Genomic DNA, 21,390 nt, shown 5'->3' with positions numbered 1-21,390 from the left:
CAGCAGGTAGGTTCGATGTGGGATGTCGACGGTACGGTCGATAGCACCTGGGTGCCGTTTTTCCGCTACCCGAAGTTGACCCTCAGCCGCCATTTCTTGAGCGCCGACGACGCGGCGGCGTTTGCCCACGAGCAGATTGGCCATCAGCGTGATGCGCAGTATTGCGGGGTGATCCTGCAAACCACCGGGCAACGTTTTGTCGCCACTCTGCCTTGGCTGTGTCCGTATGGGCAGCGGTTCAACTTGGGCGCGCTGTTCCCGACGGATCACGCGGGTCACTTGATCGTGCCGCAGGGTTTCACGCTGCACGGGCAGTACGCGTCGTGCACGGCGCTCGCGCTGCTGGATCGCACGCGCATGGCGCGTTACGGCTGGTCGCGCAACGAGGCTTATGTCGACTGGCAGCTGTTTGGCGATGATGACCTGCGCTACCTCATCGGTAACCGTCGTCAGGTCGCGGTGGCGTACTTGTCCAGCGCCGAAGACGCGCTGCTCGGGTACGACCTCAGTGGTTCCGCCGCTGAACTGGCGCTGTTCAAGCAACTTGAGCCGGACGCCAACGGCAGTGTGATGATGCGGCGGCGCAGTGCTGGCGATGTCCGGCCCGAGAACAGCGTCAACCTGTTAGCGGCCCTGGGTTTGCGCATTGTGCGAGGCAGCCGCCTGTGGGGCGCGCCGGGTGCGCTGGCCCTGCATTGGCAGGCGTTTGCGCCGCCGCGTGCACACGAAGCGCCGCAGCAGGTGGCGTTCGGTGCGGTCTTTGCCAGCCCCGAGGAGGCGATGGCCGATGCGCACGGCCGTGTGCCTCGTGGTCACGCCTCGACGCAAACCTGCTTCGCCTTTGTGCTCAAGCATGCGCAGAAGGCTGAATACGTGGTGTCCCAACGTGTGCCAAGTGACCGGGATATTCCGTTGTTCAGCCAGTCGAGCCTGTTCGCCACTGGGGATGACGGTGCTTATACGTACCCCGAGGGCTTCGCGCTGCATGCGCTGTTTTATGCCCGGCAGTGGGCGCCCCAAGGGCTGTCGAACCCGCAGCAGTGGCTGGCGGCGCATTTCATTTCGTCCGCCGACCTGTACACCGCGTTCCTCGCCGCCAAACGTTGGCGCCCGGCGGGCAGCGAGACCAGCTTGCCGGTGTTTATCTCGACCCTGGATAACGCGTTGCTACGCTTTCAGGCGCCAGTGTCGACGACGTTGTTCGACCCACAAAAACACGCATCCGGCCAATTCGAGGACGTGCATACACGCTTGGCCAGCGGCCTGCTGACGGCTCAGGCGTTCGTCAAACAGGTGGTGGTGCAGTGCAATATGAGTGTGGTGGTCGCCAATGAGTGCTGGGATGAAACCGGCACGCTCACGGTGGATTGGCTGCCCTACGCCGACTTCAATCGCAGGGTGTTGAGCCCGGCGTTCCTTAGCCAGGCCGATGCGGTGCGGTATGCCCAGATGCGCTTGGGGCCTGGACGGGAACGTGTCTTCGGCGGGCTGATCCTCAAGCGTCAGGACGGCTTGTTCGTGGCCTCTGAGCCGATGCCGGTGCCCACGGAAGACTTCGACCCCAAATGGATTCTGCCTGACGAGGACGTGCCGCTGGATCGCCTGGCGCCGGGCATGACCCTGGTCGCGCGCTATCGCTCGCGGGTGGATACGCTGCCGGCGTTTCTGTTGGATGAGGACGAACTGGCGGTCTATCGCGGCATGTTTTCTACCGCGGTGCTGGCCAAGGCGTTCGCCTGCAATCACTTGTGGAACCATGAGTACTTGCTTGGGCTCAACGGCTCATTGATCGGTTTCAACTGCGATTACCCCGACAGCGACCTCTTGACGACCCAACAGAAGAGCCAGATGGCGTTGGCTCGCCAGGCGTTGCAACAGGCCTTGGCCCCGGCCAGCGTCACCCCCCACGACCCACAGAGCAACCTGATCGAGGAGCAATTGCGCGAAGCCCGTAAAACCCCCACCGAGTTCGTCAACCAAGTACTCAAGACGGCCACGATGCAGGTGGTGCAAGGCAGTGAACTATGGGGGGCAGCGCAGCAACTGCCGCGAGGCTGGCAGCCGGCCCATGGTTTTGTCGCGCCGCACAGGGGCAATTTTGCCACCGCCGACCGCGCCCTCAGCCCGGTGTTCGGCCATATCGATGACGTAGGCCGTTACGTGCATGAGCTGGCGGGAGACCGCAGCGAACTGACCTTCGGCTTTATCATCAAGGCCAGTAACGGGCACTGGATGGCCAGCCTGCCGGTGTGGGGCGACGGTCTGCAGTTCCCCGCCAGCCGCGTGTGGCCGCGCGGGCAATTGCCGCGCGGGTGCAGCCTGCAGGGGCTGTATGTGCACGCGCCGGCCCTGCAACCGCCTGAGCTGGGCGCTTCGCCGGTCTATGCGGCGTTTGTCAACCCAAGCCTGTTGCGCGGCGCGCTGAATGCCGTGCGCGAATACAAAGCCAGCGGTGACACCTTCTTGCCGATGTTCCTGTCGTGTGCTGACGGTGGGTTGCTCAAGTACCAGGCGACGGTGCATGACAGTGACTGGGATTCGCAGAACCGTTTGCAGGCCTATGTGAAAAAACTCAACGGTCCGTACAACCCCATCGAATACGTGCGCCAGGTTGCCCGCGCAGGCTTGCTCGAGGTGCTGGTCACCGGGGGTGTCTGGGCGAGCCAGGGGCCGGTCACGCAGCGCTGGAAAGACCGTGAAGCCATCGCCTACAACCCAGGGGCTCACGAGCGAGTCGCCCTGGGCCCGCTGTTTTCCCATGCCGACGATGCGGCGCGCTACCTGTGGCGGCGCCTGCGTCATGATGTAAACAACGCCTGGCTGGCGGCGATCCTGGGCAATGGGACAGCCCCCTCCAGCACGTTTTGGGTCACCGAGCCCGTGCTGGACAATGGGCCGATTGTGGAGGTGGGGTTACGTGCCGCCACCTCGGCGTACCAGCGCTTGTTCGGTGATGTGATGAACCTGCGCAAGCCCAAGCCATCACCCAAATACCCGGCGGGCTATCACGTAATCGGCGTGCAGCAGATCTACAAGCTTGAACCTGAGCGCGAAGCCCTGAGCGACCGGCATGAGCAGGCGCTGGCGATCAATTTTGTCGCGCAAAAGGAAATCAGGGCGTTTGTAGAAATGCTGCGCACCGATAACGTGGTGGGGGCCCGCTACTACGTCACTCCACGTAACGGCGCGTTGTTGGTGTACCTGCCCAGTTATCAGCAGAGTGAAAGCAAGCTGCTGCGTGAAGACTGGCCGTACCACCTCAGCGACAAGCCCAGCCAAGTCATCACCACCCTGGCCAGTTCCGGCAAGTTGTTCGTCCTGGAACCGGACAAGTTCTGGCAGCCGCGCGGGCAAGTGTGGTCGCGGTTCTTGATGGCGCTGCGACGGCAGTAAGGCGCTTGCGCAGGCGGTTATTTATGTAGCACCCCACTTGGGGGCGCCGCTTTCAAGATGAGGACATGTTCAGGCCGGCACTGTGAAGCGCGGGCCTGTTTTTTCGAATCTTGATGATGAGGTGCATTCATGGACGAACCCTACACGCGTGCAACACGTGATGCCCGGTCTCAACCACGATCAAGTAAAGGATTACGTCATGCCGAAGCCCACTGAAACTGTATTGGCGAGCACTCTGGGTCCACCCTTCCCTATGGCGGACGATGCTGCTCGTTATGCTATGGGGCAATTGCCTACCCCCCTGGGGAGGTCTATGGGCGGTTACATTCTCTGGGCTTCAGACGGCGTTTTTTTTGCCACTCAACCCGTCCAAGGCACGTTGCAGGACTTTCTGTTTGCGGATGTCATCACCATGGAATCCGCCCGGGACCGCCAGCTTCCGCAAGGTTATCGCTACGCCGGATACTATTTTCACGATGTGGACCGTAGCGCTGAAATACAGCGTTTGCGGCCAAGCTGGACGGCGCGGCGCATTGCACTGACCCAGAGTATTCCCAGTGCCACTGAGGTCGTGGCGTCCCATTCGCATGGCCTGCTGTTTTTCACCGGTAGTCCAGAGGGCTCGCTGGTTAGATTCGTGTCTCACATGCCCGCTGAGGCGGTCATGACCGCCCCACCGAAGGAGCAAGGACTGTCGCTGCCTTTGGAACGCACACCCGTGGAAGATTATGTCCGAAAGCTGATGGAATACGGTGAGGTGTCGGTAGTGGTGACCTCTGAAATCTGGGCGGGATGGCGGGGGCCTCTGACTGCGCAGTGGCAAGCGTTTACGGCGAGCCCGCAGACGCTCGTGTACCAGCCGTATTTCAGCCAGGTTTACCCGACTGCCGAGGGGGCCGTGGCGGCTGCTCATCGTTTGATGTTGCACAGGCCAAAGCTTCAGCAAACGGGTTTTTTACTCAAGAACCTGAGCTCAGGGTCCTTTACTGTGACTGAACCGATAGAGGCTCGGCCGGCGGACTTTGACCCCCTGCGGATCTTGCTCACCGACACCGACGGCGGGTTCTACTTGCCGATCAATTTTTACTTCGAGGCGTTCTATGTGTTTGCTGGCGCTGTCTCTGTACCGCCGACAGTGCAAGATCCAAAGCTCTATGCGCGGTTTGTTCAGCCCCAGACATTGGCCCATGCGCTCTACAGGAAATACCTCGGCAAAATTGCCGTGAGTTCGCTGTACATCAGCCTCTTGGACGGTGCGCAGTTGCGCTACACCTTTTCCGGATCGACGGCTGAATCCAGACTCTACAATGCGGACCAGGTGCCCGGGCACAGTGTTGATAACGGCCTGCAAGCCGAGTTGGACAGCGGGCGCCTGACGGCTGAAACGTACGTACGGCGAGTGGCTGCTGCGGGCGATCTGAGCGTATTGAAAACCAGCGCGCTGTGGCGGACCGCCGGCCGGATCAACGCGCAGTGGCAGCGGCCCGCACAGCATGTGTTTGCGGGCTTGAGCCCGGTGTTTGTGTTGGCAGACGATGCCGCGCGGTATGCCCATAGACTGATCGGTAGTCGCAGGGAGCGTGAGTACATCGGCCTGATTCTCAAGAACGCGCAGCAGCGCTTCGTCGCAACGCTGCCGCAAGCGAACTCCGCTGGCCGCTTCGACTTGAGCCGGGTTTTCGCCGTCGACAGTGCCGGTGTGCCTGTCGAGTTGCCCGAGGGGTTGAGCCTGTATGGCCTATACAGTTCGCGCGCGCGCAGCGAGACGGTGGGGCAGACGTGGGAAGGGGTGGAGGCGCGAGTCGCGGCGCAGATGTTCATGGACACCGATATCCATCGAATACTCGCACTGGGCACTGCCATTCCGATGGCTTATTTGTCCGGGTCGCCAGATAGCCTGCTGGCCTTCCAGGCGTTCACGGCGGGGCCTGGCACGTCGTTGTTCGAACTGACTGCGCCGGGTAGTGGCGGCAGCCAGCTGCATCAGCAATTGCAGGCCCGGAACCTGGTCCCGAGTGGTGCCGTGCTGGAACTCGGCCTGGCGGGTGAGTTGCGGGTCGTGGTGGGCAGCGCGTTGTGGGGGCCTCCTGGCAAGGTCGAGAGCGACTGGTCGCCCCCTCACGTGCTTGACCGTCATGGGGTGCCCGCGCAACCCGAGCTGGGGCCGGTCTTTGCCAGCGCCAGCGAGGCTGTTGCCGAGGCCTGTGAGCGTGGGCGCCGGGCGTACGCCATCGACGCTTGCGGCCTGGGCTTTGTGCTCAAGCACAAGACCCTCGATGAATTCGTCGCCACGCAGACGGTACCGGGAGAGGTGCTGGACCGCCTGCACCACGCCAGTGAGTTCGGTGCGCCAGCGTTGATCGAGTCATTTGCGGTGCATAGCGTCTACTACCGAGCCAGCCGTTTGCCTAGAAGCCTGATCGGATATGCCGCCTGGTTAGTCCGGCACTTTATCGGTGCCAATGATTTTTACCACGCGCTGTTCGATCAGCAGGGCGTACGTCGCTTGAACCCGTTGCAAGGCCTGACGCTTTACCTGTCGCCGCTCGACGGGAGTTTGCTGGAGTACCGTACCGGCGATGAACCCTCGTGGTTGTTTCAGGACGAAAAGGGCGCCGTCGATCCGCGTGCGCTCCCGGCCAAGCTCGGGTTGACGCTGACCGAACAGGCGTACGTGCACCATGCGGCACGGGATGGGCAACTGACGGTATTGACGACCAGCGAGTGCTGGGACGAGCCAGGGCGAGTGGGCGGCCAGTGGGTCCCTTTTGCACAAATCAACCGGCGTCAGCTCGCCCCGGTGTTTGCGAGTGCCGATGATGCCGCGCGTTATGCACAGACGCGCATGGGCTACGCGCGTGATCAGGTTTACGGCGGGCTGATCCTGCGGCGGACCGACGGTTTGTTTACCGCCACGGAACCGGTCGCGGTGTACGTGGAGGACTTTGCGCCAGGCTGGATTCGCCTGGACTCATTGGTTGACCAGTCACAGTTTCTGGGCGGTAGCACAGCGGTGGCCCGCTATCATTCGCGCGTGCCTGGGCATTTGCCCTTTGTATTGAGTGACAGCGAGCGGGAGCTGTACCAGAACATGTGGGCGACGGATTTCCTCGGCGCGATGCTTAATCGGTCCCCCCTCGAACCGCACAGGTTTACCGGCCTGGAATACTTGATGTGTGCCAATGGCGCCTTGTTGAGTGTGGCAACCCAAGGGGGAGCGCTTGAGCACTCCCTCGCCGGGTTGTTGGGCGTGCGTGCCGGCGCCGAGCCGCTGGACAACGCGATCGAACGTTCCTTGCGCGACGGTACGCTCCAGCCCCACGAATATATTGATCGGGTCGCCCGCGCGCTGGTATTGCGCGTCGTCACGGGCAGCGGTTCGTGGGGCCACGCGGGGCGTGTTGAAAGTTGGCTGACGAAGGCGGCCGGGGTGACAGTGGATGTTCCGTTCAGCCCGATTTTTGTGCAGATGGCAGATGCGTTGCAGTGGGCCCATCAGCAAAATGACCTTCGCCAGGCATTGAGCTATGGCGTGGTACTCAAGGCCCGTCACGCTGAACGGTACGTGGCCAGCCTGACGACGCTGGTCGATTGGGAACCGTTGAAATTGGAGCGGTTGTTGTTCAATGGCGCGCCGCCGGATGGCTTTGAGTTGAAGGGGCTGTACCTGTGCCCGCCGGAGCAGCCGGAAATTTTGCCCGATAGCGCGTTGTACCGGAATTTTGTTTCGCCCATCGACCTGGCTCGAACCTGGGGTATCCGGGGCTCGAAAAAGCAAGGGTATTTGCCGGTTTTCCTGGGGTGTGCCGACGGCGCGTGGTTGCAGTTGGAGCCCAGCAATGGCGTGCCCGTCGGGATGGATATGAACGCGGCGGCTAGCGACCTGACGCGCTTGAGCCGGGGCGCGTTGTTGCCGCTGGCGTATGTACGCCAGGTCGCGGTGGGCGTGCCGCTGACGGTGCTGGTAACGAGCCCGATATGGAGCATCAAAGGCCGGGTCACGGGTGATTGGATGCCGCGTCGTGCGGCACTGGCAATAGACCCTGCACTGAGATTCGGGCCGGTCTTTTCCCACCCGGATGACGCGGCCCGCGACGCTCGTCACCGGCTTGGGGCCGTTACGTCGGGCGAGTTCATCGGGCTGGTGCTGGAGGACGCGGCGGGTACTGCGTTCCTGGCAGCCCAGCCACAGGTCGACCAGGGTGTAGAGTCGTACGCGTCCCAGCGGCTGTTTTTGTACGAAAGTACCTTGTTGGCGCCATCCCCACCAGTGCCGGCGTACCCCACGGGCTTCAAGCTTTACGCGGCCCACTTGTTCTTCAAGGCCAGGGCTGCCGTTGAGGGGGACAGTGCCGAGGATCGGCGGGTGAGTGAGCATTTTGCGTCGCGAGAAGCATTGGGTTTTTACCGCAACCTGTTACGGGCCGGTGGGGTCCGGGGCGGCTCTTGCTATCTATCGACACGCCAGGGCGCCTTGCTCAACTACCAGCCCGGCTGGACGGAGCGCGAAGGGCAGCTGTTTGCCGACGGACTCCTCGACCCAACGCCTTACCCTCCCGCGCAGTGGTTTGCTCGGCTAGCCAGCGATGGCGTCTTGCGGATACTGGAGCCTGACGACTACTGGCCGCGTCGGGGCGTATTGAAAGTGGAATGGACGAAGCAAAACGGTGAAGAAATTCCACGCCAGTACATTCGACCCGGGCACCCTGCCAGGGACGAACTCTGACGGCGCAAGCTATCTATCTACCGATCTGAAACCGCGCCCGGCCCTGACAATCAGGGGCCGGGCGTTGTGCCTCGGCATTCTTTCAAGGAGTTGTCATGGCTATCAGATTGTCCCGCGAAGAGCGGGCTGCCAGTTCGAACCGCGGGGCTGACAAGCTGCCCACGCTGAGCCCGGCGTTTATCAAGGAGGCCGATGCTGCCTACTGGGCGCATCTGCACATCGGCGAACGCCGTGATGTGGAGTACGGCGGGGTGATTCTGCGCGATTCAGCCGGCCTGTATTTCGCGACTTACCCGTTCCAAAGTGGGGCCATGCAATTTGACCTGCGCGATATTTTGGCGGTGGGAGCTGACGGCTACTATCAACAGCCACGGGGCTATACCTGTGTGGCCAGTTACCACTCCCATCCTGCGCAACATGCGCTGATCATGAGCCGGAACCCCAGTTTCGATGAGCGCATGACAAAAGCGTTCCTGGGGTTTTTCTCCGGTACGGATTTTTACTCGGATGTGCATGATCGCGACTTTTTCCCGTCGGCTTACTTGTCCGGCCCGGACGGTTCCCTGATTCGCCACGCCCCCAGCGGTTCGAGGGCGGAGTTCAGTTTTGCGTTGTGGGTGCAGGCCGGGAAACCCGCCAACAACCCTGTCGGGGTTTACGGCCCCTTTGATGAGTTCATCAAGAAGGTTGCCAGCTTCGGCTCGCTGAGCTTTATCGTGCCCACCGAGTGGTGGGGCGGCTCCGTCGGGCGGGTACCCACCGATTGGGTGGTGTTCGAACCCTTTACCTCCGCCGAGGTCACCGAGCAGCCGTTGTGTTCCAGTGTCTACGACCAGGCGGAGCTGGCGGTGATGGCCGCGCTGCCTTCGCCGGCGCCAGAGGGGCAGGTCGGTTTTGTGCTCAAGCACCTCACCCAGGAACGCTACGTGGCAACGCTGGCATCCCCCAGGCGAATACCTTTGTTTGCGTTGGACGGCGTGTTTCCGAAAGCGGCTGACGGTACACCGCAATTGCTTGCCGACTATCGCCTGGAGGCCATTTACTTCAGCGCCTGGAACGTCAAAGAGGAGGTGTCGGCCCTGGAAGGCTGGCTCGCCAGCGCGTTCTTCTCCCCGGCCCAGATGGTCGCGGCGATTCAACAGGGGCAAAGCACTGAGGCCTTGCACGCTCCGAGCCGTGGGCTGGACCTGTACATGCGCGCCTTGGACAACACGCTGCTTCAACTCAACGTACCTTCGGCGGCCTTGTCCACCGAACTGTTCAAGCGCGCCAGTGACGGCACGATCAATGATAACGGCGCCCAGGCGGAACTGGCTGCAGGCACCTTGAGCCCGCGCAACTTTGTGCGCCGGGTGATCGACGCCACGCCGCTTTGGGTGGTGCAGTCCGGCGGGCTGTGGCGTGAGGTCGGCAGGGTGGACAACCGCTCTGCGTTGTTGAGCGCACTCTACTCGGCAACCCTGAGTCACGGGTTTTTCTCCGCCCGCGACGCGGCGGTGTATGCCCATGAGCAGATCGGCCATCAACGCAGTTTCTACTACGGCGGCTATGTACTGAAGGGCACGGATGGTCGTTTTGTGATCACTCAACCGCTGGAAAGTGTGGTGCATCCTTTTGCGTCCACGCTGTTTTTTCCGGTGAACGAACCCGGCCCGCTGATTCCGCCAGAGTCTTACGAACTGCATGCTCGTTATGGCTCCCACACGGCGCTGTCGATGGTCGACCCCGATTGGGTCGCGCAGCGCGGCTGGTCACGGGACGAAGCCTTGATCAACGTGCAGGTGTTTTCCACCGAGGAAATGTATTCGATCATTCAGGATCGGCGGGTGGCGTACCTGTCCGGTGCTGAGGATTGCCTATTGGAGTACACGCCGAATCAGTCGCCTGAAGAAGCGTTGTTGCTGGCCAACCTTGGCCCTCAGGCCGGAGAGAACAGCCTGGGGCGGCGCCTCGATCGCGCAGAAATCCGGCCTGACGATTGGGTGCGGCGCCTGGCCGTGGCGGGGGAGTTGAAGATTATTCAGGGCAATGCGTTGTGGGGGCCGCGCTCGGTGGTCTACAGCGACTGGTCGGCCAATTTCACCTATGCACCGCGATCCGGTGCGCCGGATTACGTGACCTATGGCGGTATCTTTGCCAGCCCCGATGAAGCGGCCCGTGACCTGCAAGGGCGGGTGCAAGGGCGTCGGTTGCCTGAGCAGGCGTGCTTCGCCTTCATCCTCAAGCATAAAAGCCGAGCGCAGTTCATCGCCACCGAAGTGGTGGGTGCGCGTTCCGAAGACAGTCTGTTCAAGCTCGGCAGCCTGTTTCCCCGTGTACACCGCCGGGACCTCTACCAACTGCCCGAGGGGTTTGAGCTGCATGCCTTATTCCGCTCTCAGCAATGGTCGCCTCACTGGCTGGCGGGAGCCTCTGGTTGGTTGACGCAGCATTTCGTCATGCCGGACGTATTGTTGGCCTCGCTCACTCAAGCCCTGGAGGACAGAGAGACAGGCCTGGCAATTTACTTTTCCATGCTCGATGGCGCGCTATTACGCTACACACCGTCACCCATAAACGTGAAAAAGGGCGGCGTGGCCGACCAGTTACTTGGAGAAGCAAGGACCCAACTGACGTCCGGCGCGAAGACACCGCAGACGTTTATCCGGGACTGGGCGGCCAGAGGTGACCTGCAAGTGGTACGTGTCAGCCAGTACTGGGACAAGGCGGGGTTGGTCGGTACTGCCTGGAACGGTTACGGACACATTGCGCCACGCCGCTTGACCCCGTGCTTCGCGTTTGCCGACGACGCCGCGCGCCACGCGCAGGCATTGGTGGGCAATGGGCATAAGCGCACGTATGGCGGGGTCATCCTGCAGTTGCTCAATGGGCTGTTTGTCGCGACAGAGCCCCTGCTGATTCCTCCCCAGGGTGCGACACTGAGCTGGGTCTACCCGGATGCGACGATTGCCACCGGGCTTTATCCAGGCGGCAGTACCCTCGTCGCCAGCTACCGATCCTTGCCGGAACGAGAGGTACCCATACTGCTTTCGCCGAGGCAAAAAGCCGTTTACCAAAGCATGATTCCCACTGAGGTACTGGCTCACCTGTTGCGCCAGACCACTGAAATCAAACGCCAATACGTATTCGGACCCACCGGTTCAATACTCAGCTATCGGTTGTCAGACTCCATTGATGAGGCGCAGCTCAAAAAAAGCCTGAATTTGAATGGCCGCTACACAGGCGACTTCGTTGACAACTTCGCCGAACAGAAAATGCGTACCCAAGCCCTGCTGCCTCAGGACTTCGTCGAAAGCGTTGTCCGCGCCGGCGAGTTGCGCGTGGTGCAGGGCGATACCTTGTGGGGTAGCCCTAGGCTGTTAAGGCCCAGGTTTGCACTGAACCCCTACCCGGCCAAGCCATGGGAGGTTATCTCGACGGCTGCCGACTCGCCGTGCGGTCCGATGTTTACCCGCGCCATGGATGCCATGCGCTACGTCCAGCGCCGTTGGCAGCCGCAGGCTCGTGTTGCTGTCGGCTATGTACTCAAGGCCTTTGGGCGGGAGTTATATATGGCCACCCAGCCCCTGCTCAGAGATAGCCATGAGAATCTGAGGGCGATCTTTCGTGACGGACAAGTCCCTCAGGGTTATTCGATTGCTGGCGTGTATTTGTGTGCGTCGACCGAAACGATCGCTGCGGCTGACGATGCCATGGCCAAGCATTTTTTCGCACCGGCGAAGATCGCCAAAGCGTTGGAGTTCATGACCACACCTCGCAACGGGAACACGTTGCCGTTGTACCTGCTGTGCGCTGACGGCGCACTGCTTGGGTATACCGTGCCCAAGGCGGCGTCTGTGTCGGAACGCCTGAGCAAGGTGAGTCATGACACCACGCAATTGCACGATGGCACGCTGACTGTGCGTGACTATGTCGGCAAGTTGGCTGAGATCGGCGAGCTGAAAATCCGGCTCACCAGTGAAATATGGGGGCGCAAGGAGCGTGTCACTGCGCAGTGGCAGCCCAAACGCCCACCCCACTCCTTTACCAGTGATCCCTACTTCCATTCGTTCTGCGGGCCGCTGTTCTTTTTTGCCGATGACGCCGCGCGTTATGCCCAGCAGTTGATCGCACCGTTCCACGCCAAGACGTATCTGGGAGCCTTGCTGGAGCCGCCGCGACTAAAGGGGTTTGTTGCGATTGACCCGGTGGAAGATCGGCCCGGGTTCGGCAACAGTACGCTGGAGTGGTTCTTCTGGCCCGGGCGCGCCGGGTTCGACGTACCGGCGAATAACGACCTGCATGACTACAAAATTGCAGCGGTGCATGCGTTCTTCAAATCAATCCCGTACACCAGCAGTCTCAAACCACTGGACATCAGTCTGCTGCCCAATTTTGTCTCCAGTCAGGACCTGAACAGTTACCTGTCTGTGCACATCAGCAATCTTCCCGACGCCCAATGCATCTATCTCTCTTGCCGGGGGGGTGGCCTGCTCAAGTACGTACCCGCAGTGTCCAGCGCGGAGTCGACACTGCTTAGCGCTCGGCCTGCGCCTGCGCCCAGTGCATTGGTCAGTCATTTGTGCCGTTTGGGCAGCTTGTCGGTATTGATCACTGACACGTTCTGGAAAAGGCGAGGGGTGCTGGGGGGCGAATGGGCAACGGTCAGTGGGGAGGCCGGCGAGCCCTGGTATGGGCGTGCAAAAGACGAACTCTAATCTCAGCGCCTGCGCATCAACCCGATAAAAAACAACCCGCCAATCGCCGCTGTGGCCACGCCGATGGGCAGGTCTTCGGGGGCGATCAGCGTGCGCGCAGCCACATCGACCCAGACCAGGAACAGGCTGCCGAGCAGCCCGCACACCGGCAGTAACCGTCGATGCTCGGCGCCCACCAGGCGCCGGGCAATGTGCGGGATCATCAGGCCGACAAAACCGATGGAGCCACTGATGGAGACCAGCACGCCGGTCATCAGCGAGGCCACCAGAAATACCTTCAGCCGCACGTTGCGCGCATTCAGGCCCAGGGTCACGGCGGTCTGTTCGCCGGCCATCAGCGAGTTCAGCGGGCGGGCCATGCCCACCAGCACCAGCAGGCCCAACACGACCGTGGCGGCGGGAATCGCCAGCAGGTCCCAACGTGCCAGGCCCAGGCCGCCAAGCATCCAGAACATCACCGCAGAGGCCGCGCGATGATCGCCCATGAACAGCAACAGGTTGGCCGCCGCCATCATCACAAATGACACCGCCACCCCGCACAACAACAGGCGATCGCTTTCCAGCCGCCCATTGCGGCTGGCCACCGCCAGCACCACCAGCATGCTCGCCAATGCCCCGATGAACGCGGCGATAGGCAAGGTCAGCAGGCCGATGACTTCTCCCACATGCAGCACCACGATCACCGCGCCCAAGGTGGCGCCGGAAGTGACGCCCAACAGGTGCGGGTCGGCCAGCGGGTTGCGCGTGACGGCCTGCAACACCGCGCCAATCAATGCCAACCCAGCCCCCACCAACGCGCCCAGTAGCATGCGGGGTACGCGGATCAACCAGACGATATGTTCCTGCCCGGCAGGCCAATTCACCTCGCCGATACCGAAGGCCTTGTACGCCACGATTCGCCACACCACGTCCACCGGCACCCGCGCCGGTCCGAAGCCCAGCGAGAGGACGCAAGAGACCAGCAGCACCGCAGCCAGAACGATGAGCAGCAAGGCATAGCGACGGCTGATCATTCGCCGTGGAACCCCTTGGCCAGTGTCTCGACGGCCAGCACGTTATCGATGCCCGGCGTGGCCTGCACGTAAGGGATCACGATGAAGCGCTGGTTCTTGATCGCGTCCACCGCTTGCAGCGCCGGGTTATGCAGCAGGAAGGCCTGCTTCTGCTCGGCGGTGATTTCGCTGTAGTCGACGATCACGATCACCTGCGGGTTGCGCTCCACCACCGTTTCCCAGTTGACGCGGGTCCAGCTGGCCTCCACGTCATCGAGAATATTGCGCCCACCGGCCGCGTCGATCAGCGCCTGGGGCATGCCCAGGCGGCCGGAGGTCATGGCGCGGTCTTCGCCGCTGTCATAGAGGAACACCCGTGGCTTGTCGGTGGGCAGGTCTTTCTGCACCTCGTCTATCTGCGCCTGCATCTGCGCGATCAACGTGTTGGCACGGTCCTGCACGTCGAAAATCTTGCCCAGGTTGCGCAGGTCGTTATAGGTGTCTTCCAGCGTCGCGGCCGGGCGCTTCATCACGAAGGCACAGGATTCGGTCAGCTCATATACGTTGATGCCCAAGGGTTGCAGGGTGCTTGGCGTGAGGTCGCCGCCCACGCGCATGCCGTAATCCCAGCCGGCGAAGAAGAAATCCACGTTGGCGTTGAGCAGTGTTTCCACCGAAGGGTATTTGCTCGCCAGCTCCGGCAGCCCGCCGAGGATTTCGGCCATTTGCGGGGTGACTGACTTCCAACCGGTCACGCCGCTGTAGCCGGCCATGCGCGGCTTGAGGCCCAGGGCAAGCATCATCTGGGTCATGTTGATGTCATGGCTGACCGCGTGTTTTGGCGCTTCCTGGAAGGTCACGTCGCGGTTGCAGCTTTTGATGGTGACCGGGTAATGGGTCGCTTCGGCATATGCTTGTGCAGTACCGAACAGCAACACGAGAGACAGCAGGGAGCGCAGGATCATGGTTGGGTTATCCAGGTGATTCGGGGGTAGCCGGACAAAGGGTGGGTGTCGATCAGTGCTTCGACGCCAAACACCTCGCGCAGCAACTCGGCGGTCAGCACTTCATGGGGCGTGCCGCTGGCGACGATGCGTCCGTGGTTGATCACATACAGGCGGTCACAGAACGCGGCGGCCAGGTTCAGGTCGTGGATGCTCGCCAGGGTGCCGATGTTGAGGCGCTTGACCAGCCGCAGCAGCTCCAACTGATAGCGTGGGTCGAGGTGGTTGGTGGGCTCGTCGAGGATCAGCAGTTGCGGTTGCTGGGCCAGGGCGCGGGCGAGGATCACACGCTGTTTTTCGCCGCCGGAGAGGGTGGCGAAGGCGTGGTCTTCGAAGCCTTGCATGCCCACCGACTCCAGGGCCTGCTGGATCAACTGCCGGTCGTGCAGCGTGTCGCCATCGAACAAACCCTTGTGCGGCGTGCGCCCCATGGCGACCACTTCATCGACCCGCAGCCCAAAGGCGTCGGGAAACTCCTGTAGCACCACCGCGATGCGCTGCGCACACCATTTTGAACTCTGCTTCCACAGGTTCTGATGGTCCAGCCGCACATCACCCTGTTCCGGTTTGCTGAACCGGTAGGCGCAGCGCAACAGGCTGGTCTTGCCGCTGCCATTGGGGCCGATCAGCCCGACGAACTCTCCCGCACCGACCTGCAGGCTCGCATCACGCAGGTGGAACCGGTGATGGCAGTGGCCGTGGTCCGACGGCGTCCAGGCCAGGTCGGTGAGGGTGAGTGAAGTCATCAGAAGCTGTAGTCCGCGGTCACGAAGAATGAGCGTGGCTCGCCGAGGATCCACTGTTGCCCGTCGTTGTACTGGCTGACGGCATAGGTGCGGTCGAACAGGTTGTTCAGTTGCAGGCCCAGGGTGGTGTTGCGCATGGCTTGCCACGACACGCTGGCGTCGACCACGGTGTAGCTCGGCAGCTCGTTCTGGTTGGCCATGTCGGCATAACGGGCATCGACATAACGCACACCGGCACCGGCGCGGATGTCGTCGGTCACGGCCTTGCTCAGCCACAGGTTGGCGGTGCGGCGCGGCACGTCCACCGGGCGGTTGCCGTCGCGGGAGACCTGCACGCCGTTGACGTCCTGGCTGAAGTCGTCGTATTGCGCATGCACGATTGCGGCGTTGGCTTGCAGGGCCCAGGCGTGAGGCAGTTGCAGGTCGAGGCTGGCTTCCAGGCCTCGGGAAGATTGCTGGCCGACTTGTTGCTGATGGTCCGGGTCACCCGGAATGTCGGTGAGCAGTTTCTTTTTGACGATGTGATAAGCCGCCAAGGTCCATTCGCCGCGTTGGTCCCAGAAGGCTTGCTTGATACCGATTTCGGTCTGCTTGGCGGTGGACAGGTCGAACTGCTGCTGGCTTGGGCTCAGGGAGATCAGGCCGCCGACGCCGTCGGTGCTGGTGGAATACTGGCCGTAAACCGAGGTGTCGGGCGTGATCGCGTAGACCAGGCCGGCTTTCCAGTTGTTGCCGGTGAGGGTTTTGTCGGACTGGGCACCTGTGCGCAAATCATCGCGGTCAACATGGGCATAGTCGCGACGGATGCCGGTGATCAGCGACAGTTGGTCGGTGAGTTGCAGGCGGTTTTCGGCGAAGCCGGCGACGGTTTTGGTGGTGGTGGAGAACAGTGGCGCGAACGCGTTTTGGCTACTGAACGGCGCAGGCACCGGGTGATTGATATCGATCGGCTGGCCGCTGGGCAGTACATCGTTGAACGGCGAGTTACTGGCCAGGCGGAAACGGATGCGGTTGTACTCCACGCCGGTCACAGTCTGGCTGTCGAGGCCGAACAGCGTGTGCTTGAAGGTGAAGGTCTGGCGGTCGCCCACCTGCTCCTGATTGTGCTTGATACCAAAGTTGCCACTGCGTGTGAGCTGGCCGTTGGTGAAGTTGTAGTTCTCGGCGTTCTGCCAGCGGCGCTGGTTTTTCAGGTAGAACAGCTCGTTGGTGGCGCTGACACTGTCGTTGATCTGCCATTCACTGGTCAGGCGTGTCCATTGGTCGTTGTAGTGCTGAGTGTCGTTGCTGACGTTGTAATTCTTGTCGCGCAGGCCCTTGTGCAATTGGCCGTTGATCAACGGCGTGCCGAAGTAGTTCTGCGGACGCTGGTCGCCGTAGTCGCTGGCCAGTGTGAAGCTCAGGTTATCCGCTGCCTGCCAGCGCAGGGCGCCGCTGACGAAGTCGCTGCTGGAGTCGCCACGGTCGATAAAGCCGTTGCTGCGCAGGCGATTGAGGTTCAGGCGATAGCTCAGGGTGTCGGTCAGCGAACCGCCGCTGTCCAGGGCTTGCTGCTGGCGATCATAAGAGCCGTAGCCCAGGCGGATATGGTTTTCGATCTCGCCTGCAAACGGCTTTTTCGGCACGGTGTTGATCACTGCACCGGTGGCGCCTTCGCCATACAGCACCGAGGCTGGGCCGCGTAAAACGTCCACCCGCTCTACCGACCAGGTGTCCACCGGGAAGGTCGAGGTGCCCATGCCCATGTACATGCGGTTGCCGTCGTACAGCTGCATCACCGAACCCTGGCCGGTAAAGCCACGGGCCGACAACGAGGTGCCGCCATCGCCCGGCGTGCCGGTACGGCTGATGCCGGTGGCGCGGGAGATTGCGTCTTGCACACTGGCATCGCCGCGTTCGCGGATCTGCGCGCCGGTCTGGCTTTCGACGCTGCCAGGGGTTTGCAGCGACGTGAGGTTCAAGCGCGAGCCGGCGGTGGTCGGGGTCTTGAGGTCGACGCGTTCGTCATCCACAGCGGGCGCGGTGATGGGGCTGGCGGGCAGGGTCAGGGCTTGGGCGTTGTGATGCAGGGCGAGCAGGCACAGCCCGGACGCAAGGTACTTGTTCATCGGTCGATCAGTCTTCTTGGAGGGGTACTCGCCGCAGGGTGCGGCGAGCAACGATAACGCAGAAAGTGTTATAAGTTAACACTTATTCGCAGCGCGGCCAAAGTCCGCGCAAGGCTACAGAAAGGCTCTGTGCCGGGCATCTCGCCTGCTTCATGCAGAACCTGAGGCGGATTCACGTTGCGCAAAAAAACGTGAAAGCACCAGGCGGTCCAATGCCCACACCAGGATCAACGAGGCACCCACCAGCGGAAAAATGATCGCCAGGGCGAGCATGATCACCATCGCGGTTTTCCACTTCGGCAGGTCATGACGCAGCGGTGGAACGCCCAGCCCGCCTTGAGGCCGCCGCTTCCACCAGATCACCACACCGCTGACCGCGCTGAGCAAAATCATCAGGCAAATCAGCAGCACGATCAGCTGATTGACCCAGCCGAACATCTTGCCTTCGTGCAGCATCACGCCGGTCTCGGTGGCCCGCGCGACCAGGTTGTAATGTTCCCAACGCACATCGGCCAGCACCTTGCCGGTGTATTGGTCCACGTGCAGGGTGGCGTCATTGCGTGGGTCGTTGGCGAACACCGCGACGGTGAATACACCTTCGGCGGTGGTGGGGAAGGTGATGCTGTAGCCGGGCTCGACGTGACGTGCATTGGCCAGGTCGACCACCTGCTGCAAGCGCAAGGTGGGCGCCGCCGGACCCGAGTGCATGGCGCCGTGGTTCATGTGTTCGGCGTGGTCGCCGGACATCGGCATCGGCGTGTTTTCCATGGCCCAGGGCACGGTCTGTTGGCTGGCCGTATTGAGCACGCGCGCCTGCTGATCCGATTGCGGCACGTTGTTCCACATTGCCGCCGGAAAGGTGTTCCACAGGTCGGCGTATTGCTTGCCCCAGAAGCCGGTCCAGGTCATGCCGCTGAGCAGCATCACCAGCAACAAGGACGCGCCCCAGAAACCGGTGACCGCATGCAGATCGCGCCACAACACCCGGCCACGACTGTTTAAACGCGGCCAGAGCACACCCGCCGAGGACTTACCACGCGGCCACCACAAGTACAGGCCCGACACCACCAGCATCACGCCCCAACCGGCGGCGAGTTCCACCAGGCGGTCGCCGACGGTGCCGATCATCAGCTCGCCATGCAGGGCGCGGGCGATGGCTTGCAGGTTGTATTTCGAGTCCTGCTCACCGAGGACCGTGCCGCGATAGGGGTCGACGAACACGGTCACTTCGCGGCCTCCGTTGTGCATCACGAATTGTGCGCTGCTGGTACTGTCGGCAGGGGGCAGGTATTTGCTGATCGCAGCGTTGGGGAAGGCGGTTTTGGCGCGTTGCAGTTGCTCATCGGCGCTCAGGGCGTGCTCGGCGGTCTGGACTTTGAGCAGGTCGCCGTACATCAGCGGGTCGAGTTGGGGTTTGAACAGGTAGATGATGCCGGTCAGTGCCAGCAACACCATGAAAGGGGCGACGAAGAGGCCGGCGTAGAAGTGCCAGCGCCAGGCCAGGTTGTAGAAGGAAATCTTTTGAGTGTTCATCAGGGGCTCCGCAAGGCATTAATTTTTTATGTCCGTGATGCTTTTAGAAGCTCATATCGACTTTGGTCCAGAGCGTGCGCCCTGGCTCCTTGATGGCTTGCGGGTCACCGGCCGGGTAGCCGAACCCGGCGTTACCGGCCAGGTTCAAGTGCTCGGCGTAGGCCTTGCCGAAGAGGTTGTCGACGCCGGTACTGACCTTGAAGTGCTTGTTGATGCGATACGCCGCGTTCAGCGAGAACACGCCAAAACCGCCACTCTTGTCGAAGTCCTTACCGACCACGTTGCCCTTGTTCTGGTCGATGCGGTTTTGTGCGGCGACCACACGCCACAGCGCGCCGGCGCTCCAGTCATCTTCGCTGTAGGTGAGGCCCAGGCGTGCATCCAGTGGCGGCATTTGTGGCAGCGCCTTGCCGTCGCTGCTGTTCTTGCCCCAGGCGTAAGCGAGGGTGGCGTCGGTTTTCCAGTGGCGCGTCAGTTTGTACGCCGCACCCAGTTCGCCGCCCATGATGCGCGCGTCGACGTTGCGGGCCTGGGAGGTGGTGCCCATCATGCCGGGCCGGTAGTCGAACAGGATGAAGTCCTGCACCCGACCGATGTAACCCGAAGCCCAGGCTTCAAGGTCTTCAGCTTTGTATTGCGCGCCGAAATCGAGTTGGGTGGTTTTCTCAGGCTTCACGCCGTCGAAAGCATTCACTGAACCGCTCGCGCCGGTGTTGGGCGAAAACAGCTCCCAGTAATCGGGGAAACGTTCCGAGTGGCCCAGGCCTGCATAGAGGGTGGTGGGGCTGTCGGCCAGGTCGTGTTCATAGCGCACGAAGCCGGAAGGCAAGGTGTCGGCGCGAGTGTTGTCGGCGGTCGGGTTGGGCCGCGTCATCATGCCGGAGCCGGTGCTTTGCCGGAAGTCCTTGGCCGAGGCGCGGTCCAGGCGCGCACCGGTGATCAGCCGTTCGCGGTCGGCGGCGTACCAGGTGAGTTCGCCGAATACGCCGTAGTTATGGAAATTGGCATCCTTGACCCGTGGCAGGTCCTTGTAGGTATCGATACCCATGCTGCTGCGCTGGCGATGTTCGTTGGTCTGCGCATCCAGGCCGCTGATCAGCTGCACATCGGCCCAGCGCCAGGTGGCCTTGATCCGCGCGCCGAGGGTGCGGCGATCGACGTTGGACGCCATAGGCCCGGCCATCATCCCGGTGCCCGAGGGCGTGCGCAGGCTGTAGTTGTCCATCACGTGGTCGGCGTAGTTGTAGTAGACCTGGGCTTCGACCTTGTCGAGGACTTCGCCAATGTTGGATTTTTCGAAACGCAGCCCCAGGCTTTCCCGCAGGAACTGCGAGCCATCCATGCCGCGTCCGGCGTAGCGCGCTTCGCCATCGCCACGGCCGGCGGTGAGTTCCAGCAGGGTGTCGGCGTCGGGGGTGAAACCGACGGCCACGTCGCCGTTCCACTTGTCGTAGCGCGAGGCGACGGTGTCGTTGTTGCCGTCCTTGTAGTCATCGGCATGGGCCTGGTTGCCGATCACCCGTACATAGCCCAGTGGCCCCCCGGCAGCGGCATCGATGACTTTGTCAAAGCGCCCGTTGGAACCGGCCAGCACGCTGGCGTTGAGTCGCGTGCCCAGCTCGCCGAATTGCTCCGGTTCACGCTCGAACAGCACGGTGCCCGCCGAGGCGCCAGGGCCCCAGAGCACGGTTTGCGGGCCTTTGATCACGGTGAGCTTGTCGTAGGTCTCTGGCGAAATGTACGAAGTGGGCGCATCCATGCGGCCGGGACAGGCACCGAGCATCATGCTGCCGTTGGTAAGGATGTTCAGGCGCGAGCCAAACATGCCACGCAGCACCGGGTCGCCATTGGTGCCGCCGTTACGCACCAGGGCGAAGCCGGGGATGGTCTTGAGGTAGTCGCCGCCATCGCTGGCGGGCACCGGCTGGCGCGGGTCTTTCGGGTTGGTGATCACAGTCAGCGGTGAGCTGGGGGCGATCGCCGTAATGACGGTGGGGCTCAATTCATTTTCGTCGGCGTGAGCCAGCGGAGCCAGCAGTGCGCCGCACAGAACGGCGAACACGGGAGTACGTCCCAAACGGGTGTCAGCAGAAAACCTGGACATGACAAATTCCATCAATCAATCGTAAACAACACGGCCAGCAGCCTGCGGCTGTCTGTCTAAAGTCGGCCGGGGTGAAGTAACGCTGTG

The 21,390-nt window shown here is 62.0% G+C and carries 8 protein-coding genes and 1 pseudogene; 3 read left to right on the top strand and 6 right to left on the bottom strand.

The genetic code is table 11. The features are described 5' to 3' along the window. From HX812_RS13545 to HX812_RS13535, 3 genes and pseudogenes are all read left to right on the top strand, one after another. Positions 1-3,393, top strand: a pseudogene (locus tag HX812_RS13545) (DUF4329 domain-containing protein); the annotation flags it as partial. Positions 3,394-4,381: 988 nt separating this feature from the next. Then, the gene (locus HX812_RS13540) at positions 4,382-8,119 is read left to right on the top strand and encodes a hypothetical protein (protein WP_152514686.1); all 3,738 of its coding nucleotides are present in this window, start codon (positions 4,382-4,384) and stop codon (positions 8,117-8,119) included. A 95-nt stretch (positions 8,120-8,214) separates the two neighbouring features. Then, entirely contained in the window at positions 8,215-12,816 is a 4,602-nt protein-coding gene (locus HX812_RS13535; protein ID WP_038842923.1) for a DUF4329 domain-containing protein, read from the top strand. A 2-nt stretch (positions 12,817-12,818) separates the two neighbouring features. On the opposite strand, the gene HX812_RS13530 is transcribed toward HX812_RS13535, so the two are convergent. The 6 genes from HX812_RS13530 to HX812_RS13505 form a co-directional block, all read right to left on the bottom strand. After that, positions 12,819-13,829 carry an iron ABC transporter permease gene (locus tag HX812_RS13530; protein ID WP_038842920.1) on the bottom strand — a complete coding sequence of 337 codons (1,011 nt, stop codon included), beginning with the start codon at positions 13,827-13,829 and terminating at the stop codon, positions 12,819-12,821. Further along, complete coding sequence (locus tag HX812_RS13525; protein ID WP_038842917.1) at positions 13,826-14,773, bottom strand: ABC transporter substrate-binding protein; 948 nt, start codon at positions 14,771-14,773, stop codon at positions 13,826-13,828. The genes HX812_RS13530 and HX812_RS13525 overlap by 4 nt, the downstream gene beginning before the upstream one ends. Next, complete coding sequence (locus tag HX812_RS13520) at positions 14,770-15,558, bottom strand: ABC transporter ATP-binding protein (RefSeq protein ID WP_038842914.1); 789 nt, start codon at positions 15,556-15,558, stop codon at positions 14,770-14,772. The genes HX812_RS13525 and HX812_RS13520 overlap by 4 nt, the downstream gene beginning before the upstream one ends. Beyond that, positions 15,558-17,666 (bottom strand): TonB-dependent siderophore receptor, encoded by a 2,109-nt coding sequence (locus HX812_RS13515; protein WP_038842911.1) that lies wholly within the window; start codon positions 17,664-17,666, stop codon positions 15,558-15,560. Before HX812_RS13515 ends, HX812_RS13520 begins: the two co-directional genes overlap by 1 nt. 150 nt (positions 17,667-17,816) lie before the next feature. Beyond that, positions 17,817-19,199: a PepSY domain-containing protein gene (locus HX812_RS13510; protein WP_038842908.1), complete on the bottom strand. Its 1,383-nt coding sequence runs from the start codon at positions 19,197-19,199 to the stop codon at positions 17,817-17,819. Between the two features lie 43 nt (positions 19,200-19,242). Beyond that, complete coding sequence (locus tag HX812_RS13505) at positions 19,243-21,303, bottom strand: TonB-dependent copper receptor (RefSeq protein ID WP_038842905.1); 2,061 nt, start codon at positions 21,301-21,303, stop codon at positions 19,243-19,245. Between the last annotated feature and the right edge of the window lie 87 nt (positions 21,304-21,390).

The sequence above is a fragment of the Pseudomonas sp. IPO3749 genome, assembly GCF_013386605.1.
GTDB lineage: Bacteria > Pseudomonadota > Gammaproteobacteria > Pseudomonadales > Pseudomonadaceae > Aquipseudomonas > Aquipseudomonas azotoformans_A.
Note: the sequence above shows the minus strand (reverse complement) of the source record. Positions and strands in the feature narration are given on the sequence as shown.

Excerpts from the sequence above, each read along its gene's own strand:
- HX812_RS13505 (WP_038842905.1), bottom strand. The coding sequence starts at position 21,303 with ATGTCCAGGTTTTCTGCTGACACCCGTTTGGGACGTACTCCCGTGTTC.
- HX812_RS13525 (WP_038842917.1), bottom strand. The coding sequence starts at position 14,773 with ATGATCCTGCGCTCCCTGCTGTCTCTCGTGTTGCTGTTCGGTACTGCA.
- HX812_RS13535 (WP_038842923.1), top strand. The coding sequence starts at position 8,215 with ATGGCTATCAGATTGTCCCGCGAAGAGCGGGCTGCCAGTTCGAACCGC.
- HX812_RS13515 (WP_038842911.1), bottom strand. The coding sequence starts at position 17,666 with ATGAACAAGTACCTTGCGTCCGGGCTGTGCCTGCTCGCCCTGCATCAC.
- HX812_RS13510 (WP_038842908.1), bottom strand. The coding sequence starts at position 19,199 with ATGAACACTCAAAAGATTTCCTTCTACAACCTGGCCTGGCGCTGGCAC.
- HX812_RS13520 (WP_038842914.1), bottom strand. The coding sequence starts at position 15,558 with ATGACTTCACTCACCCTCACCGACCTGGCCTGGACGCCGTCGGACCAC.
- HX812_RS13530 (WP_038842920.1), bottom strand. The coding sequence starts at position 13,829 with ATGATCAGCCGTCGCTATGCCTTGCTGCTCATCGTTCTGGCTGCGGTG.